This window comes from Kribbella flavida DSM 17836, assembly GCF_000024345.1.
GTDB lineage: Bacteria > Actinomycetota > Actinomycetes > Propionibacteriales > Kribbellaceae > Kribbella > Kribbella flavida.
This window is the reverse complement of the sequence record NC_013729.1, coordinates 5,416,032-5,435,518: the sequence shown is the minus strand read 5'-3', so window position 1 is coordinate 5,435,518 and position 19,487 is coordinate 5,416,032. Positions and strand designations below refer to the sequence as shown.

Sequence of the window (19,487 nt, the reverse complement as noted above, 5' to 3'; positions counted from 1 at the left end):
TGCATGATACGGAACAGGAGTACCGAAACTGTAGTTCCATAAGTAACTCGAACGGAGAACTCGGATGAGCCCTCGTCTCCCGGTGCCAGGCGGTGTGCCGTCATGAGGCTGGCCGGCAACGCGCACACCGATCAGCCGTGGCGCATCCACGAGATCGCGGCCGACTTCCATCTCGAAGACGTGTGGGCCCTGCCGACACCCGGCGGCCCGGACGACTTCGAGCGATTCGTACGGATGGGCGAGCGGATCGCCGGCGACGACCATCAGCCGACGGACGGCTGGGCGTGGCCGGCCCGCGCGCTGTGGAACCTGCGCTGGCAGCTCGGGGCATTGCTGGGGTGGGACAAGACCGAGCACGGCCTGGGCCACCGGGCACCGTCCCTGCGGGACCGGTTGCCCGCCGATCTGCGTGACGGGCCGGCCCCGCCGGTACCTCACGGGTCACCGTTCCGGCCGGTCTACCTCACCCACAACGAGATGTGCTGGGAGCTGTCGAACAAAACCGTGCACTGCCTGTCCCACTACGGCTGGGTGCCCGACGGCTCGGGCGGCTACCACGCCCAGGCGGCTGCCCTGGTCAAACCCAATGGCGCGTTCGGGCGGGCCTACATGGCCGGGATCCAGCCGTTGCGCTACCTGATCGTCTATCCGCAGCTGATGAAGCAGATCGACCGCAGGTGGCAGGAGACCCCGGCTGAGCCGGCGACCGGCGCCGGACCGACAGCGGCTGGCAGGGAATGCTGAGAGCGCGCGGGACGGCTCCGCGCATTGCGATCATCGTCGGTAGCACCCGCCCGGGCCGCAAGGGATCCGCGGTCGGACGCTGGGTACTCGACCACGCCAAGCCCAGAGCCGGCGGATCGTACGACGTTCTCGAGCTGGAGCGGTTCGGCCTTGCGCTGCTCGCCGAGCCGATCGCCCCGGCGGCGGCCGGCCGTGCCTACGAGAACCCGCAGACCAGCCTCTGGAGCCGGACCATCGATGCCTACGACGGCTTCGTCTGGGTGACACCGGAGTACAACTTCGGGGTGCCGGCGGCCTTCAAGAACGCGCTCGATCTGCTGTACCCCGAGTGGAACCACAAAGCCGTCGGGTTCGTGGCCTACGGGGTCGACGGCGGTGTGCGGGCCGTCGAGCAGTGGCGGTCGATCATGACCAACGTGCGGATGGTCGCCGTCCGGGCCCAGGTGTCGCTGTCGATCTTCGACGACTGGCAGCACGAGCACTTCGCTCCGCTGGAGCGGCGGGTGGCCGAGCTCGATCGCGTGCTGGACGAGCTGGAAGAGATGGCCGCCACGCTGGAACCGCTGCGCGCCGTCGCCCGGGCGCCGCGGTGAACGCCCCTGACGTCTCCTGCGACGGCTGGCTGCCGACCTGTCAGTGGCGGACTGCGCACTCGCGGCTGGTCCGGGCGGACAAGGCCACCGTGGCCGAGGCCGTGCGGGCGGTCACCCCGGCGGACATGCTCGTACTGCGCCCGTTGATGTTCGTCCGCAGCATCCCGGCTCGCTTGTCCCGCACCGAAGAGGCCCACCTAGGGCACCACCAGCCGGTCCTCACCGGGCTCCAGGAAGGCGGCGAGGCATTTGTCCTCGCCGACGAGCCCGGCGGTGACGTGGTCGTCGGGTTCGCCGGGCAACCGTGGGGGCTGCGCCAGCACTGGGTGACGCTGACGCCGGAGCAGTACCGCGATTTCGACGAGCCGCTCAGCATCAAGGGCCTGATGGCGTTCACGGTCGTCGAGGAGGCCGGCGGAACCCGGCTGCACACCGAAACCCGCGTCCACGCGACCGATGCCGCCTCGGAGCGCAAGTTCAGGAGGTACTGGCTGCTGATCGGTCCGTTCAGCGGCCTGATCCGCCACGACTGGCTGGCCGCGGCCGCGCGCCGCGCGGAGAAGCCGCCCCGGCCCGATCGAGGGGATCGCTAGCTCCGGCCGGCTGCCCGGGCGTGCTCGCCGATGGTCACCCTAGAGTGGCTTGAACGAGACGATCTCGAGGACGAGCTCGCCGGCTTCGTCGGAGGCGCCGAGGTCGACGGTGGCGGTGATGCGCCAGTCGTGGTTGCCCTCGGGGTCGTCGATGATCTGCTGCACCTCCCAGTAGCCCGGGTGTTCCTCAACCACGAACAGCGCCGGACCGCGCGCGGCCGGACCGGTACCGACGGAGTCGTGCTCCGCGTAGTACGCCGTACCGGCTTCGGCCCAGCGGCCTGCGTCCCAGCCGGACGCGGTGTCGAGCTGGCCGAGCTCGGCCCAGCGGTGCAGGGCGACCAGCTCGACGCGGCGGAACATCGCGTTACGGACCAGGACCCGGAACGCCCTGGCGTTCAAGGTGATCCGGCGCGGGCCGACCGGGACCGGCGCGGCGACGACCTCGTCGGTCGACGGGTTGGTCAGCTCCTCCCACTCGTCGAGCAGGCTGGAGTCGGTCTGCCGGACCACTTCGCCGAGCCACTCGATCAGGTCGGCGAGATCCTCGTTCACCTTGTCCGGCGGCACGGTCTGGCGCAGCGCCTTGTAGGCGTCGCTGAGGTAGCGCAGCATGATGCCCTCGGAGCGCGCCAGTCCGTAGTACTGCACGAACTCGCCGAACGTCATCGCCCGCTCGAACATGTCCCGGACCACCGACTTCGGCGACAGCCCGGCCTCGGCGATCCAGGGATGCGTCTGGCGGTAGATCGCCAGCGTTGCCTCGAGCAACTCCTCCAGCGGCTTCGGCCAGCTGATCTCGTCGAGCAGCTCCATCCGCTCCTCGTACTCGACGCCGTCGGCCTTCATCGACTGCACGGCCTCGCCCTTGGCATGGTGCAGCTGAGCCATCAGCACCGCGCGGGGGTCCTCCAGCGTCGCCTCGACCACCGACACCACGTCCAGCGCGTACGACGGACTGTCGGGGTCGAGCAGGTCGAGCGCGGCCAGCGCGAAGGTCGACAGCGGCTGGTTGAGCGAGAAGTCCTTCTGCAGGTCGACCGTCAGCCGCAGCGAGCGGCCGAACTCGTCGGGCTCGTCCAGCCGCTCGACGACACCGGCGGTGAGCAGCGTGCGGTAGATCTGGATCGCCCGCCGGATCAGCCGGACCTGCGCCTTGCTGTCTTCATGGTTGTCCTGCAGCAGCCGCCGCATGCTCGCGAACGCGTCGCCGTCGCGGGCGATCACGTTCAGCAGCATCGCGTGGTTGACCCGCATCTTCGACTGCAGCGGCTCGGGCTCGGCCGCGACCAGCCGGTCGAAGGTGTCCTCTCCCCAGGTGACGAAGCCCTCCGGCGGCTTCTTCCGCTGCACCCGGCGCTGCTTCTTCGGGTCGTCGCCGGCCTTCGCGAGCGCCTTGACGTTCTCCACCACGTGGTCCGGCGCCTGGACGACGACCGTGCCCGACGTGTCGTACCCGGCGCGGCCCGCGCGGCCGGCGATCTGGTGGAACTCGCGGGCCTTGAGGATGCGCTGCCGGCGGCCGTCGTACTTGCTCAGCGCGGTCAGCACCACGGTGCGGATCGGCACGTTGATGCCGACCCCGAGCGTGTCGGTGCCGCAGATTACCTTCAGCAGCCCGGACTGGGCCAGTTGCTCGACCAGCCGCCGGTACTTCGGCAGCATGCCCGCGTGGTGCACGCCGATGCCGTGCATGACCAGTCGCTGCAGGGTGCGGCCGAAGCCGGAGCTGAACCGGAAGTGCCCGATCAGCTCCTTGATCTTGTCCTTCTCCTCCTTGGTGCAGACGTTGATGCTGGTCAGCGCCTGTGCGCGCTCCAGTGCCGAGGCCTGGGTGAAGTGCACGACGTACACGGGCGCCTGGTGCGTGACGAGCAGCTCCTGCAGCGTCTCGTGCAGGGGCGTGGTGACGTACTTGTAGACCAGTGGCACCGGGCGCTCGGCCGACGAGACGATGGCGGTCGGCCGGCCCGTCCGCCGGCTCAGGTCGACCTTGAACCGCTCGACGTCGCCGAGCGTGGCCGACATCAGGATGAACTGCGCGTTCGGCAGCTCCAGCAACGGAACCTGCCAGGCCCAGCCGCGGTCGGGCTCGGAGTAGAAGTGGAACTCGTCCATCACCACCTGGCCGACGTCGGCGGCGGCGCCCTCGCGCAGCGCGACGTTGGCGAGCACCTCGGCGGTGCAGCAGATGATCGGGGCGCCGGCGTTGACCGAGGCGTCGCCGGTGAGCATGCCGACCTTGTCGGCGCCGAAGATGTCGCAGAGCGCGAAGAACTTCTCCGAGACCAGGGCCTTGATCGGGGCGGTGTAGAAGGTGCGCCTGCCGTTGGCGAGGGCGGCGAAGTGCGAGCCGGTGGCGACCAGGCTCTTGCCGGAGCCGGTCGGGGTGGACAGGATCACGTTCGACCCGGTCATCACCTCGATCAGCGCTTCCTCCTGCGCCGGGTACAGCGTGATGCCCTGGGTGCCCACCCAGGTGGCGAAGGCGTCGTACAGCGCGTCGGCCTCGGTGGTGCCCGGCAAGTTCTCGGTCAGCGTCATCGTCACCCATTGTCCCGCATCGACGGGACGGCTCTCACCTCGCCGCCGGTGCGGGAAGGCGAGCGCCCCGTTCAGAACAGCGCGGTCACCAGGGTCGCGGGGTCGTGAGTGGAGGGCCAATCGCTGACCTGGCCATCGCCGAGCTCGACCACGCGCCAGGTGTGATCGGTGCGGCGGACCAGGTCGACGGTGACGAAGGGCAGAGCCAGCTCGGCGACCAGGGGTTCGATCTCGACCAGGTCGAAGCCGGTGGGCAGGTCGTCAGGGGTGTCGGGGTGTGGCGTGGTCAGCACGCAGCGCCCGCCGACCCACCAGGTGCGGGCCTCGGCCCCGGTGAACTGCTCGAACCGGCGGACCACGAAACCGCCCGCGAACGCGTCGTCGCGCAGCTCCCGGAAGCGGGCCCCGACCCGCTCCACGGCCGCCTCGTCGGTGACGTCCGGCAGGTACGCCGCCTCGGACCAGTAGTGCTTCATCGACTTCACGTAGTCCCGGAGCACCGCGGGCCCGTCGCCGAGCCGCCGCGCCGCCTTCACCAGCTCGGCCAGGTCGTCGCCGTCGGTCCACACCGACTCCGGTGTCACCGGCGCCAGCGCGTCGTACCAGCCGGGCAGCTCGTGCGCCGTCCGGTACTCCGCGGCGCTGGTCCGCAGCCGGACGCCACGCGCGTGCAACGCCTGCTCGAACGCCGCGTACTGCGCGGAGGACAGCATCCATCCCCGGTAGACCGCGTCCTCGGCGGCCGGCACCCGCGCGACCGCCTCGGCGACCATGTCGTCGTCGGTTGAACGGGTCAGGGCGTCGTGGTCCACCCTGGCGACGGTGATGCCTTCGGCGCGCGCGGCAGCTGCCTGCGCGGCGAAGTGCGGATCGTCCCGACGCGGATTCAGCGGGTCCCCCGGTACCAGCAGCATGCTCCGCATTCTCCCCAAGGAGACGCCGCTTCGCCTCCTGTTTCCGCGCGTTCGCCCTAGTTGGGTGACTGGTCGGTCCGGACCGTGTCGAAGTTGATCGTCCAGGTCTTGGCCCCGGTGTCACCGATCTGGACCCGGCCGACCGGCGTCGTCCCGGTGTTGCTCTGCCACGGCGTACCGCGCTGGGTGCCGTCGAGGGACAACGTCCACGAGCCGGTGGTGCCGACCGTGCCGCACAGCTCGACGGTGTGCCAGGTGTTCAGCGCCACCGCGACGCCGGACGATCGCTGGGTGCCGGCCACGTCGGAACGAATCCAGAGCACCCGGTTCGCGTCGACGTAGACCCGGACCACGCCCGTGTCCATTGCCGTGCGCAACCTGAACAGGTCGGTGCTGCCGCTCAGGGAGGTCACCTTGACCTGCTGGCTGTGGCACAGGCTCGGGTAGGTCCCGCCGAGCGTTCGAGCTGCGAACGCGCGGGCCGCGACGGGGTTGCCGCGGGCGCTCGGCGCCGACGGTGAGCCCTGGGTCGCGTCCACGGTCAGTCCGGTATTCGTCGTCCAGCCGGTGAAGCCGGCCGAGAAGTCGGACTCGAAGATCGCCGACGACGCCTGCTGCACGGTGATCGGCGCGGACGGGCCGGCCACCGGACCGATGTTGCCCGCGGCATCGATCGCACGAACGGAGTACGTATGGGTCGAGTCCGCGGCGAGCCCGGACCGGGGGTAGGTCACCGTCGGACTCGAACTCGTGAGCTCCGCGACCGGCGTGGTCGCCGAGTCCTCGAAGACCTGGTAGCGCAACGACGTACTGACGTCGTCGGTCGCAGCCGCCCAGCTCAGCGTGATCGTCGAGCTGGAGTTGCTCTGGCCCGTCGGGACTCCCGGCGCGCTCGGCGGGGTGGTGTCCGGTTCGCTCACCTCGGCCGGCACCAGCGCGAGCGTGTGGTCACGACCGGCCGAGACCTCGGCGGCTCCGGCGATCCCGGCCACCGTGACGGCGTTGGGCCGGTCGGTCGAAGTGCCGTCGCCCAGCTGGCCGGCCGCGTTCGATCCCCAGGCCCGCAGGGCTCCACCCGAGACGACAGCGACGCTGTGCTGCCGGCCCGTCGCGATGGCGGTCGCCCCGGACACGCCGGGCACCGCGACCGACTGGGTCCGGCGCGTCGTCGTACCGTCGCCGAGCTGGCCGTTGGAGTTCTGGCCCCAGGACCGCAGCGTTCCGCCGGTCAGCCGGGCGATCGAGTGGTAGGCGCCGGCGGCAACTTCCACCGCGCCGGTGACGCCGGGCACCTGGACCGGGGCGAGCCGGTTGGTCAGGCTGCCGTCGCCGACCTGGCCCTGGGTGTTGTCGCCCCAGGCCCAGACCGTGCCGTCGGAACGGACGGCGAGCCCGTGGTCGCGGCCACCGGAGATCGCGGTGATGCCGGCCAGGCTGCCGACCCGGACGGGCCGGGTCCGCATCGTCGTGGTGCCGTCGCCCAGCTGGCCGGTCGTGTTCAGGCCCCAGCCCCAGACGGTGCCGTCGGAGCGCACCGCGTAGCTCATGTCCCGGCCGCCCGCGATCGCCAACACGCCGGACAACGGGGTCACCGCCACCGGGGTCCGCTGCGCGCTGGTGGTCGCTCCGTTGCCGAGCTGGCCGAACGAGTTGTAGCCCCAGGCCCGGACCGTGCCGTCCGCCAGCAGCGCGAGGCTGTGGTAGTGCCCACCGGCGATGTCGACGACTCCGCTGAGTCCGCCGACCTGGACGGGCGCCGGCCGGTTCGTGGCCGTGCCGTCGCCCAGCTGGCCCATCTCGTTGAAACCCCAGGTCCACACCGTGCCGTCGGACCGCAGGGCGATTGAGTGCTCGCGCCCCGCTTCCACCTCGGTGACGTTGGTCAGCGACGTGACCGGCGCCGCGGTGCCGCGGCCGGTCGTCGTCCCGTTGCCCAGCTGTCCGGTGCCGTTCCCGCCCCAGGCCCAGGCCGAGCCCGGTTCCACCGCCGCGGCCTCGGACTGGTGCAGGCCGGTCGCGAGCAGGCAGCCCACAGCAACAAGTCCCCAGCGCATCATCTGCGCCCCCTCCCCCTTGTGGAGTCCGTTGTACTCGCGCCCCGGTGATCCGTCCAGCGCGCAGAGGCCGTGCGGGCAGGGCAGTTCTCGCGGGCTGCGAGGTGGTCAGCGGATGGTCGGGGACGGGGGAGTGGGACGTTCGTCGGTCCAGCCGGACTCGAGTACGACGCTGGCGCCGGCCTTGAGGCCGAAGGTCTCCGAGCTCAGCAGCCGGCCGGTGGTGGGATCGACGACGTACCGGGTGAGAGTGTCCTTCGACGCCGTACTGCGGGTGGTCGGACGGCCCAGGACGCTCCAGTCGAAGGAGATCTCGGTGCCGGGACGGCCGATCGGATCCTTGACGTGCTCCTTGAAGCGGGCACCTGGCAGCTTCGACAGCACCCGCAACGCCGCACCGCGCAGCTTCGGCGGCGACGGCATCTCGAAGAGCAACCGGCCGGCGGCGCAGAAGACCGTGTAGTCGATCTCCTCCCGCGTCGCCCCCGGCTGGACGCCCCGGGCGAGCACTGCGCGCAGGACTGCCGGATCCGTCGGCAACGCCTGGATCTGCCGTGCGGTCACCGGCTTCTCTCCGCTGAGGTAGTACCCGGGCGGCACCTCGTCGAAGGTCATCTTGCGCACGGTCGTCGCACCGGGCGCCATCGTCACCGGGTCCTCCTCGTGGGCCAGCTGCCACGACCGTGGCGAGCCCTGGGCCTTCCACCGCGCGGTGTCGGCCGCAGTGGCCGGCCGAGCGCCGAGATCGAGCCACCCGAGCCAGGACTCGACCCCCGGCTTCATCGGCATCCAGCTCTCGGTGAGGCTGCGCCGCTCGATCCGGTACTTCTGACCTGGCCGACCGACCTCGGCGGTGGCGCGCAGTTGCAGGCTGCGGACCCGGAAGTACGCGCCGGAGACCTTCTCGTCCTGTTCCTGCTTGACCGCGAGGTCCAGCAGCACCTGGCTGGCCGTCACCAGCCGCGGGGTGGGCGTCACTGTGCTCGGCACGGGCGCGGCGTCGGGACCGCTGCCCGGGGTCATCAGCAGCGGTACGCCGAGCGCGGCCACCGCGACGGTCGCGGCCGTCGCCGTCAGCGCGATCCCGATCCGGCCCGACCGCGCCGCGGCGTACCAGCGGTGCCGCCGGTCCGCGGCGACAGTCGCGCTCCAGCTGCGCGCGGCCAGAGGTCGCTGCCGGTCCGGCGCCGGCTGGGCCTGGCTGATCAGTTGCTGGAGCTCCCGGCGGGCTTTGGCGGCCGCTTCCGGGCTCGGCGCGGGCGGCTCGGGGAAGGCCGAGCGGATGCGGTCGAGGTCGTCCATCTCAGTCCTCCTCCAGGCGGGTCGGGTCGGTGTCGCCGAGGTGTTCCCGGACGACTCTGCGGGCGCGGGACAGCCGCGAGCAGACCGTGCCGTACGCGATCCCGAGCGCGGCCGCGACCTCGTCGTAGCTGAGCCCGCCGAGCGCGACCAGCATCAGCACCTCGCGGTCCCGGCCGGCCACCTTCGCGAGCGCGGCGGCGAGCTGCGGACTCGCGCCCTCGGCGGTGACCTGCGCGGCGACCCGGTCCTCGTGCCCGCCCGCCGGCAGCGGCACGGGCAGCTTCGCGGTCGCGCGCCAGGCCCGCAGCTCGTCGCGCCGATGGCGCCGGATCAGGTTGGTCGCGATGCCGTACAGCCAGGCCCGGACCACGCCGCTGCGGCGGTCGAACCGGTCCCGCTGCCGGAAGGCGATCAGGAACGTCTCCGCCGCCAGGTCGTCGGCCAGGTCGGTGCCGAGCCGGCGGGCGACGTACGCGTGCACCTGCGGGAAGTACCGGTCGAAGATCAGCGCGAACCGGTCCGGCTGCCGCACCGACGACTCCAGGACCAGACCGTCCTCGTCGGCGCCGGTCACCTCGTGGCCTGCCGAGGTGGAGCGCCCGACCGGGCTGGAGCGCCCGGCCCGGGCGGAGCCGCCGGGCAGGGCGACGGTCGCCAGGGCGAGGTCGGGCGTCATCGGGCTCCTCACAGGACCGGCCGAGGCAGGTCCGGCGGCGGGACCCGGGGCAGCGGCGCTGCCGGTCGGCTCACCCTGTACTTGTCCGATGTCCCCAGACCCCTTCTCGTACCCCGTCGGTTGCCGAGACGGAGACGCCCGAGCAAGGCCCGGGGAGGACAGCGGAGTTGAACTCGGCGAAAACTGACCGGCTCAGGAGGCGTCGAGGAACCCGCGGGCCGCCGCTTCGTCGGCCGGCCAGACGTAGACCGACCAGCCCTCCTTGGTCCGGGCCGCGGTCGCCTTGATGCCCAGGTCCTTCAGCATCGACACGCTGACCCGGGCCTCGTTGTACGTCGAGGTGGTCCGGACGTCGACCAGCAGCCCGAACGTGGTCTTGTCGGCCGGCGAGTAGTCGGTCCGCCGGACCAGCGAGCCGCCCTTGGGCCGGGAGAAGGCCCAGCGGCACAGCAGCACCATCCCGGCGGTCAGCGCGATGGCCACCACCGGGAACAGGAAGTACTGGTCGGCGAACACGCACACCATTGTCGCGCGAAAAGGAAGATCGTGAGGTCTTGGCAACCTTCCGGGTCGCCGTGGAGTCTTTACCAACACACGCTGCAGTGCGGCCAACTCGGGGGCTGCCGGAAGAGCGGAGGGCACGGACATGCTCGCACCGACCCCACACGCAGGGACCAACGCCGACCCAGTCACCGACAACGTGGTCCGCCTGGCCGGACTGCTCGACGTCCGCTCGGTGGGCGCGGCCCGCCAGCTGCTGTACGACGTGATCGACCGCACCGACGGCGACGTCGTGGTCGATCTGGAGGCGGTCGACGCGATCGACGCCGCCGGTCTCGGCCTGCTCGTCGCCACCCACCGCCGGACCCAGCTGCTCGGGCGCCGGCTCGTGCTGCGGCACCCGGTCCCCTCGGTGGTGCGGATCCTCGCGGTCACCCGGCTGCACCGGATCCTGAGCGTCGAGCGGACCCCACTACCGATCTCTGCCTAGTCCCGGAGCCTGTGATCTAGGCCGCTGGTGACTCCGGTCACGAGCTGCGGACTCACAAGCACACACAGTCCTACTCTCGGGTACATGACCGAGACGGACCGACCCTGGGTGATGCGGACGTACGCCGGCCACTCCTCGGCCGCGGAGTCGAACGCGCTGTTCCGGCGCAATCTGGCCAAGGGCCAGACCGGACTGTCGGTCGCGTTCGACCTGCCGACCCAGACCGGGTACGACGCCGACCACCGGCTGGCCAAGGGCGAGGTCGGCAAGGTCGGCGTACCGGTGGCGCACCTGGGCGACGTCCGGGCGCTGTTCGACCGGATCCCGCTGGCGCAGATGAACACGTCGATGACGATCAACGCCACCGCGATGTGGCTGCTCGCGCTGTACCAGGTCGCCGCGCAGGAGCAGGGCGCGACGCCGGACGAGCTGACCGGCACGACGCAGAACGACATCGTCAAGGAGTACCTGTCCCGCGGCACCTACGCGTTCCCGCCGGACGCCTCGCTGCGGCTGACCACCGACCTGATCGCCTACACGGTCACCAACGTGCCGAGGTGGAACCCGATCAACATCTGCAGCTACCACCTGCAGGAGGCCGGGGCGACGCCGGTGCAGGAGCTGGCCTTCGCGCTGTCGACCGCGATCGCCGTGCTCGACCGGGTCCGTGCCGGCGGCCAGGTCCCGCCGGACCGGTTCGGCGACGTCGTGCAGCGGATCTCGTTCTTCGTGAACGCCGGCGTGCGGTTCATCGAGGAGACGTGCAAGATGCGCGCGTTCGTGCGGCTGTGGGACGACATCTGCGTCAACCGGTACGGCGTGACCGACCCGAAGGCCCGGCGCCTGCGGTACGGCGTCCAGGTGAACTCGCTCGGTCTGACCGAGGCGCAGCCCGAGAACAACGTGCAGCGGATCGTGCTGGAGATGCTCGGCGTCACGCTGTCGAAGAACGCCCGCGCCCGGGCGGTCCAGCTGCCGGCCTGGAACGAGGCGCTCGGGCTGCCCCGCCCGTGGGACCAGCAGTGGTCGCTGCGCATGCAGCAGGTGCTCGCCTACGAGTCGGACCTGCTGGAGTACGACGACATCTTCGACGGGTCGCACGTGATCGAGGCGAAGGTCGCCGAGCTGGTCGAGGGCGCGCGCGAGGAGATCGACCGGGTCCAGGCGATGGGCGGTGCGGTCGCCGCGGTGGAGAGCGGCTACCTGAAGCAGGCGCTGGTCGCGTCGCACGCCGAGCGGCGGCAGCGGATCGAGTCCGGCGAGCAGATCGTCGTCGGCGTCAACAAGTTCGAGAACACCGAGCCGTCGCCGCTCACCGCGGACCTGGACACGGCGATCCAGACCGTCGACCCGGCGGCCGAAGCCGCTGCGCTGACGTCGCTCGAGCAGTGGCGTGCCCAGCGCGACCCGAAGGCGGTCGAGGAGGCGCTGGCGTCGCTGCGCGAGGCGGCCAAGGGCACCGGCAACCTGATGCCGGCGACGCTGACCTGTGCCCGGGCCGGGGTGACGACGGGCGAGTGGGCCGGCGTACTGCGGGAGATGTTCGGGGAGTACCGTGCGCCGACCGGGGTGTCCGGCTCGGTCGGGACCTCCGGAGGCGGAGCCGAGATCGCCGCCGTGCGGGCGAAGGTGGCCGCCACGGCCGAGCAGCTCGGTGGGCGGTTGCGGCTGCTGGTCGGCAAGCCCGGCTTGGACGGTCACTCCAACGGCGCCGAGCAGGTCGCCGTCCGGGCCCGCGACGTCGGCTTCGAGGTGATCTACCAGGGCATCCGGCTGACGCCCGAGCAGATCGTCGCCGCCGCGGTCGCCGAGGACGTGCACTGCGTCGGCCTGTCGATCCTGTCCGGCTCCCACATGGAGCTCGTGCCGCAAGTGGTCGACGGCCTGCGCGCGGCCGGCCTGACCGACGTCCCGGTCGTCGTCGGCGGCATCGTGCCCGACGCGGACGCCCGCGCCCTGAAGGCCGCCGGCGTCGCCGCCGTCTACACCCCGAAGGACTACGACCTGACCGGCATGATGGCCGACGTCGTCGACGTCATCCGCCACGCGAGCCCCTAGCCACCCTGCTTCTCGGCGATCAGGTCGGCGACCGACTTCGGCAGCGTGGTCTCGAAGTCGAGCAGCTTGACCCAGTCGGGGGTGACAGTGATCCGGACCATCTGGTCGTACAGGGCCTCGACGCCGGCCTTCCAGGCGTCGAACTCGTCGGCGGGCACCAGCTTGCCGGAGGCGAGGTAGTCGGCCGGAACGCCGTCCTCCAGCCGCAGCTCGGTGGTGCCGCGGATCAGCAGGACCTTCGGCGGGAAGCCCTCGGTGTCGATGGTGATCGCGACCCGCGGGTTCTTGCGCAGCGCGTTCACCTTGGCGGCCTTCGGCACGGTGAACAGCTGCAGGCGCTCGCCGTCGAAGTGGAAGCCGAGCGGCACGACCCGCGGGTCGCCGTCGAGACCGACGTAGGCGAAGCGGGCCGGAATCCTGCCGTTGAGCAGCTGCTGGGAGTACGGCTTGGCCAGGATTTCGGCGATCTCGTGCTGGTTCATCGTGCTGTTCCTCTCGATCGGGTGGGTGCCTTTCACCAGGGGGACGAAGCTGCTGCGTGGTGCTCGACATCGCTAGGTTGGGACAATGCCGGAAACTTTCGCGGTCGGGGCCGGGCGGGCCGAGGTGACGGACGACGGGGCGGTCGCGGCGGTGCTGCACCCGTCGCGCGGGCACTCGATGCTGCTCGCGGACGGCGCCTGGCACGACCCGGCGCACTACTGGGGCAAGGGGTTCGTGGTCACCTCCCGCGGCAGCCACCGGTTCGACGCACCGGCCTTCACTCGCTGGCGGCAGACCGGCATCGACCTGCTGTACCGCTTCGGTGAGTTGGAGCTGCGTGTCGGCCGGCGCTTCGGCGACCGCTGGACCGAGACGTACGAGCTGCGCAACACCGGCGACGCCCCGGTGGAGATCGGCTCGCTGGGCATCAGTACGCCGTGGCGCGACCTCTACAGCTCGAGCCGGGAGAGTCTGCGCAGTGCGGTGCACGCCCACGTGTGGACCGGCGGCGCCGACTCCTGGGTCTGGGCAGTGCCGATGGATGGCAGCGGTCCCGGACTAGGCCTCCGGATGGTGGAGGGCGAGCTCTGGGCGTACTCCGTGGAGTCGCGCGACAGTGTGACCAGCAGCAACAGCCGTGGCCACCTCTACCTGCACGTCACCGACCATGCGCGAGCGCCGCACGCCATGGGCGGCCAAGCTCCCCTGATGCTCGCACCTGGTGAGTCGCACCGGTGGACCTGGCAGCTCGAGTGGTTCGACACCTTGGCCGACTTCCGGGCGAGCTGGCAGCCGCTCATCGACGCACCTGGGCTGGCCGCCGAGGTGGGGGAGTCGCTGACGCTGGAGCTGGCCGAGGGCGCCAGCGGCCCGTCCGCGGTGAGTTCGGCGACGGCCGGCATCCAGTACATCGAGGCGACCGACGGCAAGGCGCGCGCCCGGATCAGCGTGCTGTTCCACGAGCCGCTGCGGGACATCGTCGAGCGGCGGATCCGGTTCGTGCTGGATCGCCAGCGACCGGTGGAGCTGAGCGACAGCCGCCGATTCTCGTTCGTCCCGTACGACGCCCAGACCGGCCTGCGGGTGCTCTCGGGCGGCTGGCGCGACTGGTCCGACGCGCGCGAGCGGATCGGTACAGCTCTGCTCCTCCAGGCAGCCCGGGACCGCGGCTGGGGAGACCGGGTCGAGCTGGACGAAGCACTGGCCGGCTATCAGGAGTTCGTCCTCGAGCATCTGGTCGCCGTGGACGGCACAGTCGCAGACGACAGCCTGCACGAGAGCCGGGTGCGGCTCTACAACTTCCCCTGGTTCGCTCGCTTCCTGCTCGGCCAGGGCGACACCGCCGGCGCGGTCCGCATCCTCGACCAGTACTACGCCCTGGGCGGCGACCACTTCCTCGCCTTCGACCTCGGCCCACTCCTTCGCGAACTGGCGACGCTGACCGACCCGGACACTGCCGCCCGCCTGCGCGAGCACCTCGCCCGGCACGCCCGAGCCTTCCTGGACTACGGCGACGACCTGCCGCCGCACGAGGTCAACTACGAGCAGTCGATGGTCGCGCCGCTGCTGGAACTGCTGATCGCGGCGTACCAGGAGGCGCCCGGCACGATCGCCCCGGACGAGCTCACCCGTCGCCTGCCCTGGCTGACCGCGTTCGCCGCGGACCAGCCCGACGTACGGCTGCGGCACGTACCGATCCGGCACTGGGACGGCTACTGGTTCGGTCTGCTCCGGCTGTGGGGCGACGTGTTCCCGCACTACTGGTCCGTCCTGAGCGCGGCCGTCTACCTGACCTGGCCGGAGGAGCTGCTGCCTTCCGACCAGCTCCGTGCCGCGGGCGAAGCGATCCTGCGCGCCAACCTGGTCAACTTCCACGCCGACGGCTCAGCCACCTGCGCTTTCGTCTACCCCAGCGCCGTCAACAACCTCCCGGCCCATGTCGCCGACCCCCTCGCCAACGACCAGGACTGGGCGCTGGTCTACCTGCTCCGCCTCAACCCATCCTTCGCGGGCGCAGGACCGAACCCCTCGCCATGATCACGCGTCGCTCGCTCGTCCGGCTCGTCCTGGGCACCGCCGCCTTGGGCGGGTGCGATGACGAGCCGCTCGAACGGCCTGCGGTGGAGGTGAGGTACGGCGACGACCCGTCTCAGGTGGCGGAGCTCCACCTTCCGTCCGGCGACCGCCAGGTACCCGCCGTCGTGGTGATCCACGGCGGCTTCTGGATGAGCGCCTACGGCAAGGGCCTGGCGACGCCGTTGGCCGCGGACCTGGCGAAGCACGGTGTCGCCGGGTACGCGATCGAGTACCGGCGCGTCGGCAACGGCGGCGGCTGGCCGGCCACCTGCGAGGACGTGGCCGCGGCGATCGACGCGCTCGGGGACCAGCCGCGGATCGATCCGGCGCAGGTGGTCGCCCTCGGCCACTCGGCCGGTGGGCAGCTGGCGGTCTGGGCCGCAGGGCGGCCGGCCTTCGCCGCTGGTACGCCGGGAGCCCGGCCCCGGGTCGTCCTGAAGGGCGCGGTGGCGCAGGCCGGCGTCCTTGATCTGGTGAAGGCGTACGACGAGCGGGTCGGTGGTGATGCGGTGCAGCGGTTGATGGGATCCGGACCGGCCGACAGCAGAGTCTCGTACGCCGCCGCGTCGCCGTACGAGCAGGTGCCGTTGCCGGTGCCGGTCGCGCTGGTGCACGGGACGGACGACCGCCAGGTGCCGATCGAGCAGAGCCGCCGGTACAGCGACGCCGTGCGGCGGGCCGGCGGGCAGGTGCGGCTGACCGAGCTGCCGCGGGTCGGGCACTTCGAGCTCATCGACCCGGAGCACGACGCCTGGGTAGCCTGCCGGGACGAGACCCTGCGACTACTCGGCTGAGCCCACTGGAGGCCCGAATGACCGACCACGCTGCCCTGGCCCGACAGCTGATCGACGACAACCTTTACCTCGCTCTCGGCACGGCGGACGCCGACGGGAAGCCCTGGGTCAGCCCGGTGTACTTCGTGCCGCAGGACTACCGCCACTTCTACTGGGTCTCCTCCCCGGACACCCGGCACTCCGGGAACATCGCCGCCCGGCCGGAGGTGAGTCTGGCGATCTTCGACTCGCGGGTCGCGGTCGGCAAGGCGCAGGCGCTGTACGTCGAGGCGACCGCCGCCCGGATCTCCGACGACGAGCTGGAGCAGGCGATGGCGATCTACAACAGCCGGCTCGACCCCGAACGCCACTTCACGCTGCCGGAGCTGCAGGGCGAGGGGTTGTTCCGGCTCTACCGGGCCACGGCGGTCGAGCACTCGGTCCTGATCCGCGGCGGCGACCCGGAGTACGGCACGGGCGCCGATTCCCGGCGGGTGGTCGCGCTCGACTGACCTGCCCGCCGGTTTATCCGCCGTGCTGAGGGGTACGGCGGAAGTCCGCCGCCGCAGCGGTGGCGGACAGCGGCAGGAGGTGGCTGAGTGCGAGCGATGGTGTACCGCGGCCCGTACCGCGTCCGGGTCGAGCAGAAGGACCGGCCGGCGATCGAGCATCCGAACGACGCGATCGTCCGGGTCACCCGGGCCGCGATCTGCGGCTCGGACCTGCACCTGTACCACGGCATGATGCCGGACACCCGGGTCGGCATGACGTTCGGCCACGAGTTCGTCGGCATCGTCGACGAGGTCGGCCCGTCGGTGGCCACGCTGCAGCCCGGCGACCGGGTGATGGTGCCGTTCAACATCTTCTGCGGAACCTGCTTCTTCTGCGCCCGCGGCCTGTACTCGAACTGCCACAACGTCAATCCGAACGCCACCGCGGTCGGCGGCATCTACGGCTACTCGCACACCTGCGGCGGTTACGACGGCGGCCAGGCGGAGTACGTCCGGGTCCCGTTCGCCGACGTCGGCCCGAGCCCGATCCCGGCCTGGATGGACGACGACGACGCGGTGCTGCTCACCGACGCGCTGGCCACCGGGTACTTCGGCGCCCAGCTCGGCGACATCGTCGAGGGCGACGTCGTGGTGGTCTTCGGGGCGGGCCCGGTCGGCCTGTTCGCGGCGAAGTCGGCCTGGCTGATGGGCGCCGGCCGGGTGATCGTGATCGACCACCTGGAGTACCGGCTGGAGAAGGCCCGCACGTTCGCCCACGCCGAGACGCACAACTTCACCGAGTACGCCGACATCGTGGTGCAGCTGAAGAAGCTCACCGACGGCCTGGGCGCCGACGTGGCGATCGACGCGGTCGGCGCCGAGGCCGACGGCAACCTGCTGCAGCACGTCACCGCGGCGAAGCTGAAGCTGCAGGGCGGGTCGCCGATCGCGCTGAACTGGGCGATCGACGGGGTCCGCAAGGGCGGCACCGTCTCGGTGATGGGGGCCTACGGCCCCTTGTTCAGCGCGGTGAAATTCGGGGACGCGCTGAACAAGGGGTTGACGCTGCGGATGAACCAGGCGCCGGTCAAACGGCAGTGGCCGCGGCTGTTCGAGCACATCCGCAACGGCTACCTGAAGCCGAGCGACATCGTCACGCACCGCATCCCGCTCGAGCACATCGCCGAGGGCTACCACCTGTTCTCGGCCAAGCTCGACGGCTGCATCAAGCCCCTCATCGTGCCCGACGCCGCCTGAACCGGGAGATCGCATGCCCTACACCGCCGACAAGCCGAAGCCGTCCGAGACCAGCGAGCAACTGCGCGCCCGTATCCCCGGCTGGGGCGCGGACCTCGATCCCGCCGACCGTCCGTCGGTGCCGCGCGAGGTGTTCGACCCACACCCGTTCGGCGCGACCTGGGACTTCCCGGAGCGCCAGCAGGAGAAGTGGCCGCGGGAGCGGTCGATCGAGCACGAGATGCTCACCCCGGTCTTCGGCACCTCGTGCCCGCCGCGGGGCGTGTCCGGAGCGATCCGCAAGCTGGCCTACCGGCGCTACAGCGAGGGCCGGGCCGCGCACTGGTTGCTGCTGATCGCCGCCGACCGGGTGGACGCGGTCGGCAGCACCGCCCGGTCCTTCGTCTCCCGGCACCCGGACAACCTGATCGCGGAGACCGGCGTACTGAGCGAGTTCAAGTACCACGGCATCGCCTCGCGGCGCGGCCAGAAGCGCGCGGACCTGGTGCACCAGCCGCTCGACCCAATCATCGTCGCGGGCCCGTGGATCCTCACCGCCGTGGTCGGCTATCGCGTCGTCCGCCGGCTCACCCGACGAAGCCACGACTGATCGGCCGACACCATGACCTGGATCAAGCTGTTCGGCCCGGACCATCGCAAGCCGCGAGCGGTCGACGGTCTGCCGGTGCTGTCCGTCGGCAGCCACCGCACCGCCGACCACGGCGCCTGCTTCATGGAGTACGCGTCGTACCTGGCGGGTGCGCCGTGGTCCGACCACCCGGACTGCACGCATCCACTGCTCGCCCTGGTGGCGCGGGAGGTGAACGACGAGACGTCGGCGGCGGGCCGACCTCTGCTCGCGCCGCTGATCCCGTCGGTGATCGGGACCGCCGCCACGGACCTGCGGATCGCGCCGGCCCTGGTCGCCCGGTGCCTGCCGCTCGTGGCGCCGCACGTCTCGGCGCAGTACGCGCGCATCCTCGTCGCCGCGGTCGAGCAGGCCGATCGGACGCTGGCCGCTCTGCGCGACGACGAGGCGGCCGGTGTCACGGGGGACGGGACGGGAGTTGCGGCGTACGAGACGACTGCGGCACTCGCGCTGGCTGGTTCGGTGCGTGCGGTGACCGACTTCCGTCACCCGCACCCCGACCCGCTGCTGCGTCGCCTGCTCGTCGAGGCCATCGCGGTGTGCCGCAGTTTCCCATCCGTCCCGGCCGGCGACCGACCGACGGCCGCCGAGGTCAGCCGGGCGGCTTCAGCGTGCTGAGGTAGTCACGAAAACCTGCCATCACCACCTTGTGCAGGCTGGTGCCGTACGAGATGCGGGTGGCGCCTTCTGCCGCGAGCTCGTCCGGGGTCGGGCCGTCCGGAGCGGCGTGCGCGTTGAGCGGGCCGCCGATGCCCGACTTCAGTTCGGCGATCACGTCCAGCGGCGCCAAGATCGGGTAGACGCAGTCCGCGCCGGCCCGGCGGTAGGCCCGGCCGCGCTCGATCGCGTCGGCCACCGTGCCGCCGGACAAGAAGGTGTCGATGCGGGCGTTGACGACCAGATCGGCACCGGCGGCGGCGCGGACATCGGCGAGGTAGTCGGCCTGGCGGGTGAGATCGGTCAGGCCGGAGCCGGTCGAGTCCTCCAGGTTGCAGCCGACCGCGCCGGTGTCGAGCAGCCGGTCCACCAGTTCCTGCGGGGCCAGGCCGTAGCCCGCCTCCAGGTCGGCGGTGACCGGGACGTCGACCGCCCGGACGATCCGCGCGATCGCGGCGAACATCTCGGCCGGCGGGGTCAGCTCGCCGTCGTCGTACCCGAGTACCCGGGCGGTCGCGCCACTGCTGGTCGCGACCGCCGCGAAGCCGGCCTCGGCGACGATCCGCGCGCTGACCGGGTCCCAGGCGTTGGGCAGCACCAGCGGGGTGCCGCCGTGGTGCAGGGCACGGAAGGTTTCGGCTCGACTCACCGGG

General features: G+C 71.3%; 19 protein-coding genes. 11 read left to right on the top strand and 8 right to left on the bottom strand.

Features of this window, described 5'->3' with window-relative positions; all coding sequences use genetic code 11:
• Positions 1–102: 102 nt before the first annotated feature.
• The 3 genes from KFLA_RS24960 to KFLA_RS35935 are packed head-to-tail and all read left to right on the top strand — an operon-like array spanning position 103 to position 1,930.
• Positions 103–744 carry a DUF2867 domain-containing protein gene (locus KFLA_RS24960; protein WP_012922606.1) on the top strand — a complete coding sequence of 214 codons (642 nt, stop codon included), beginning with the start codon at positions 103–105 and terminating at the stop codon, positions 742–744.
• A complete protein-coding gene (locus KFLA_RS24955; protein WP_012922605.1) occupies positions 738–1,337 on the top strand; it encodes an NADPH-dependent FMN reductase in 600 nt (199 codons plus the stop codon). The genes KFLA_RS24960 and KFLA_RS24955 overlap by 7 nt, the downstream gene beginning before the upstream one ends.
• Positions 1,334–1,930, top strand: a complete 597-nt coding sequence (locus KFLA_RS35935; protein WP_012922604.1) for a hypothetical protein — start codon at positions 1,334–1,336, stop codon at positions 1,928–1,930. The genes KFLA_RS24955 and KFLA_RS35935 overlap by 4 nt, the downstream gene beginning before the upstream one ends.
• A gap of 39 nt (positions 1,931–1,969) precedes the next feature.
• Here the strand turns inward: KFLA_RS35935 and KFLA_RS24945 are convergent, their stop codons facing one another.
• The 6 genes from KFLA_RS24945 to KFLA_RS24920 all read right to left on the bottom strand — a co-directional run bounded on the left by KFLA_RS24945 (position 1,970) and on the right by KFLA_RS24920 (position 9,945).
• Positions 1,970–4,474, bottom strand: coding sequence for a DEAD/DEAH box helicase (locus KFLA_RS24945; RefSeq protein ID WP_012922603.1), 2,505 nt, complete (start codon positions 4,472–4,474; stop codon positions 1,970–1,972).
• Positions 4,475–4,545: 71 nt separating this feature from the next.
• Positions 4,546–5,388, bottom strand: a complete 843-nt coding sequence (locus tag KFLA_RS24940; protein WP_012922602.1) for an ATP-grasp domain-containing protein — start codon at positions 5,386–5,388, stop codon at positions 4,546–4,548.
• A 56-nt stretch (positions 5,389–5,444) separates the two neighbouring features.
• A complete protein-coding gene (locus tag KFLA_RS35930; protein WP_012922601.1) occupies positions 5,445–7,445 on the bottom strand; it encodes an RCC1 domain-containing protein in 2,001 nt (666 codons plus the stop codon).
• A gap of 105 nt (positions 7,446–7,550) precedes the next feature.
• Positions 7,551–8,744, bottom strand: a complete 1,194-nt coding sequence (locus KFLA_RS24930) for a CU044_5270 family protein (RefSeq protein WP_012922600.1) — start codon at positions 8,742–8,744, stop codon at positions 7,551–7,553.
• 1 nt (position 8,745) lies between these two features.
• Positions 8,746–9,420, bottom strand: coding sequence for an RNA polymerase sigma factor (locus KFLA_RS24925; RefSeq protein ID WP_012922599.1), 675 nt, complete (start codon positions 9,418–9,420; stop codon positions 8,746–8,748).
• 192 nt (positions 9,421–9,612) lie between these two features.
• Entirely contained in the window at positions 9,613–9,945 is a 333-nt protein-coding gene (locus KFLA_RS24920) for a hypothetical protein (RefSeq protein WP_012922598.1), read from the bottom strand.
• A 121-nt stretch (positions 9,946–10,066) separates the two neighbouring features.
• On the opposite strand from KFLA_RS24920, the gene KFLA_RS24915 reads away from it, so the two are divergent.
• Complete coding sequence (locus tag KFLA_RS24915; protein ID WP_012922597.1) at positions 10,067–10,411, top strand: STAS domain-containing protein; 345 nt, start codon at positions 10,067–10,069, stop codon at positions 10,409–10,411.
• A gap of 84 nt (positions 10,412–10,495) precedes the next feature.
• Positions 10,496–12,469, top strand: a complete 1,974-nt coding sequence (locus KFLA_RS24910; protein WP_012922596.1) for a protein meaA — start codon at positions 10,496–10,498, stop codon at positions 12,467–12,469.
• Here KFLA_RS24910 and KFLA_RS24905 read toward each other — a convergent pair.
• A complete protein-coding gene (locus tag KFLA_RS24905) occupies positions 12,466–12,951 on the bottom strand; it encodes a pyridoxamine 5'-phosphate oxidase family protein (RefSeq protein ID WP_012922595.1) in 486 nt (161 codons plus the stop codon). The genes KFLA_RS24910 and KFLA_RS24905 overlap by 4 nt on opposite strands.
• An 85-nt stretch (positions 12,952–13,036) precedes the next feature.
• Between KFLA_RS24905 and KFLA_RS24900 the strand changes: the two genes are divergently transcribed.
• The 6 genes from KFLA_RS24900 to KFLA_RS35925 all read left to right on the top strand — a co-directional run bounded on the left by KFLA_RS24900 (position 13,037) and on the right by KFLA_RS35925 (position 18,795).
• A complete protein-coding gene (locus KFLA_RS24900) occupies positions 13,037–14,989 on the top strand; it encodes a hypothetical protein (protein ID WP_012922594.1) in 1,953 nt (650 codons plus the stop codon).
• Complete coding sequence (locus tag KFLA_RS24895) at positions 14,986–15,822, top strand: alpha/beta hydrolase family protein (protein WP_012922593.1); 837 nt, start codon at positions 14,986–14,988, stop codon at positions 15,820–15,822. Before KFLA_RS24900 ends, KFLA_RS24895 begins: the two co-directional genes overlap by 4 nt.
• Before the next feature lie 17 nt (positions 15,823–15,839).
• Positions 15,840–16,313: a pyridoxamine 5'-phosphate oxidase family protein gene (locus KFLA_RS24890; RefSeq protein ID WP_012922592.1), complete on the top strand. Its 474-nt coding sequence runs from the start codon at positions 15,840–15,842 to the stop codon at positions 16,311–16,313.
• 96 nt (positions 16,314–16,409) lie between these two features.
• Positions 16,410–17,549 carry a zinc-dependent alcohol dehydrogenase gene (locus tag KFLA_RS24885; protein WP_202797277.1) on the top strand — a complete coding sequence of 380 codons (1,140 nt, stop codon included), beginning with the start codon at positions 16,410–16,412 and terminating at the stop codon, positions 17,547–17,549.
• Positions 17,550–17,562: 13 nt separating this feature from the next.
• Positions 17,563–18,138: a hypothetical protein gene (locus KFLA_RS24880; protein ID WP_012922590.1), complete on the top strand. Its 576-nt coding sequence runs from the start codon at positions 17,563–17,565 to the stop codon at positions 18,136–18,138.
• A 12-nt stretch (positions 18,139–18,150) separates the two neighbouring features.
• On the top strand, positions 18,151–18,795 hold the full coding sequence (locus KFLA_RS35925) for a hypothetical protein (protein WP_012922589.1): 645 nt from the start codon (positions 18,151–18,153) through the stop codon (positions 18,793–18,795).
• Here KFLA_RS35925 and KFLA_RS24870 read toward each other — a convergent pair.
• Positions 18,770–19,483, bottom strand: a complete 714-nt coding sequence (locus KFLA_RS24870) for an isocitrate lyase/PEP mutase family protein (RefSeq protein ID WP_012922588.1) — start codon at positions 19,481–19,483, stop codon at positions 18,770–18,772. The two genes, KFLA_RS35925 and KFLA_RS24870, sit on opposite strands and share 26 nt — an antisense overlap.
• Between the last annotated feature and the right edge of the window lie 4 nt (positions 19,484–19,487).

Bases quoted from the DNA above. Each gene is read 5' to 3' on its own strand.
- KFLA_RS24885 (WP_202797277.1), top strand. From the start codon at position 16,410: ATGGTGTACCGCGGCCCGTACCGCGTCCGGGTCGAGCAGAAGGACCGG.
- KFLA_RS24930 (WP_012922600.1), bottom strand. From the start codon at position 8,744: ATGGACGACCTCGACCGCATCCGCTCGGCCTTCCCCGAGCCGCCCGCG.
- KFLA_RS35930 (WP_012922601.1), bottom strand. From the start codon at position 7,445: ATGATGCGCTGGGGACTTGTTGCTGTGGGCTGCCTGCTCGCGACCGGC.
- KFLA_RS24940 (WP_012922602.1), bottom strand. From the start codon at position 5,388: ATGCTGCTGGTACCGGGGGACCCGCTGAATCCGCGTCGGGACGATCCG.
- KFLA_RS24895 (WP_012922593.1), top strand. From the start codon at position 14,986: ATGATCACGCGTCGCTCGCTCGTCCGGCTCGTCCTGGGCACCGCCGCC.
- KFLA_RS24920 (WP_012922598.1), bottom strand. From the start codon at position 9,945: ATGGTGTGCGTGTTCGCCGACCAGTACTTCCTGTTCCCGGTGGTGGCC.
- KFLA_RS24915 (WP_012922597.1), top strand. From the start codon at position 10,067: ATGCTCGCACCGACCCCACACGCAGGGACCAACGCCGACCCAGTCACC.
- KFLA_RS24890 (WP_012922592.1), top strand. From the start codon at position 15,840: ATGACCGACCACGCTGCCCTGGCCCGACAGCTGATCGACGACAACCTT.
- KFLA_RS24880 (WP_012922590.1), top strand. From the start codon at position 17,563: ATGCCCTACACCGCCGACAAGCCGAAGCCGTCCGAGACCAGCGAGCAA.
- KFLA_RS24960 (WP_012922606.1), top strand. From the start codon at position 103: ATGAGGCTGGCCGGCAACGCGCACACCGATCAGCCGTGGCGCATCCAC.
- KFLA_RS35925 (WP_012922589.1), top strand. From the start codon at position 18,151: ATGACCTGGATCAAGCTGTTCGGCCCGGACCATCGCAAGCCGCGAGCG.
- KFLA_RS24910 (WP_012922596.1), top strand. From the start codon at position 10,496: ATGACCGAGACGGACCGACCCTGGGTGATGCGGACGTACGCCGGCCAC.
- KFLA_RS24955 (WP_012922605.1), top strand. From the start codon at position 738: ATGCTGAGAGCGCGCGGGACGGCTCCGCGCATTGCGATCATCGTCGGT.
- KFLA_RS24925 (WP_012922599.1), bottom strand. From the start codon at position 9,420: ATGACGCCCGACCTCGCCCTGGCGACCGTCGCCCTGCCCGGCGGCTCC.
- KFLA_RS24945 (WP_012922603.1), bottom strand. From the start codon at position 4,474: ATGACGCTGACCGAGAACTTGCCGGGCACCACCGAGGCCGACGCGCTG.
- KFLA_RS24900 (WP_012922594.1), top strand. From the start codon at position 13,037: ATGCCGGAAACTTTCGCGGTCGGGGCCGGGCGGGCCGAGGTGACGGAC.
- KFLA_RS24905 (WP_012922595.1), bottom strand. From the start codon at position 12,951: ATGAACCAGCACGAGATCGCCGAAATCCTGGCCAAGCCGTACTCCCAG.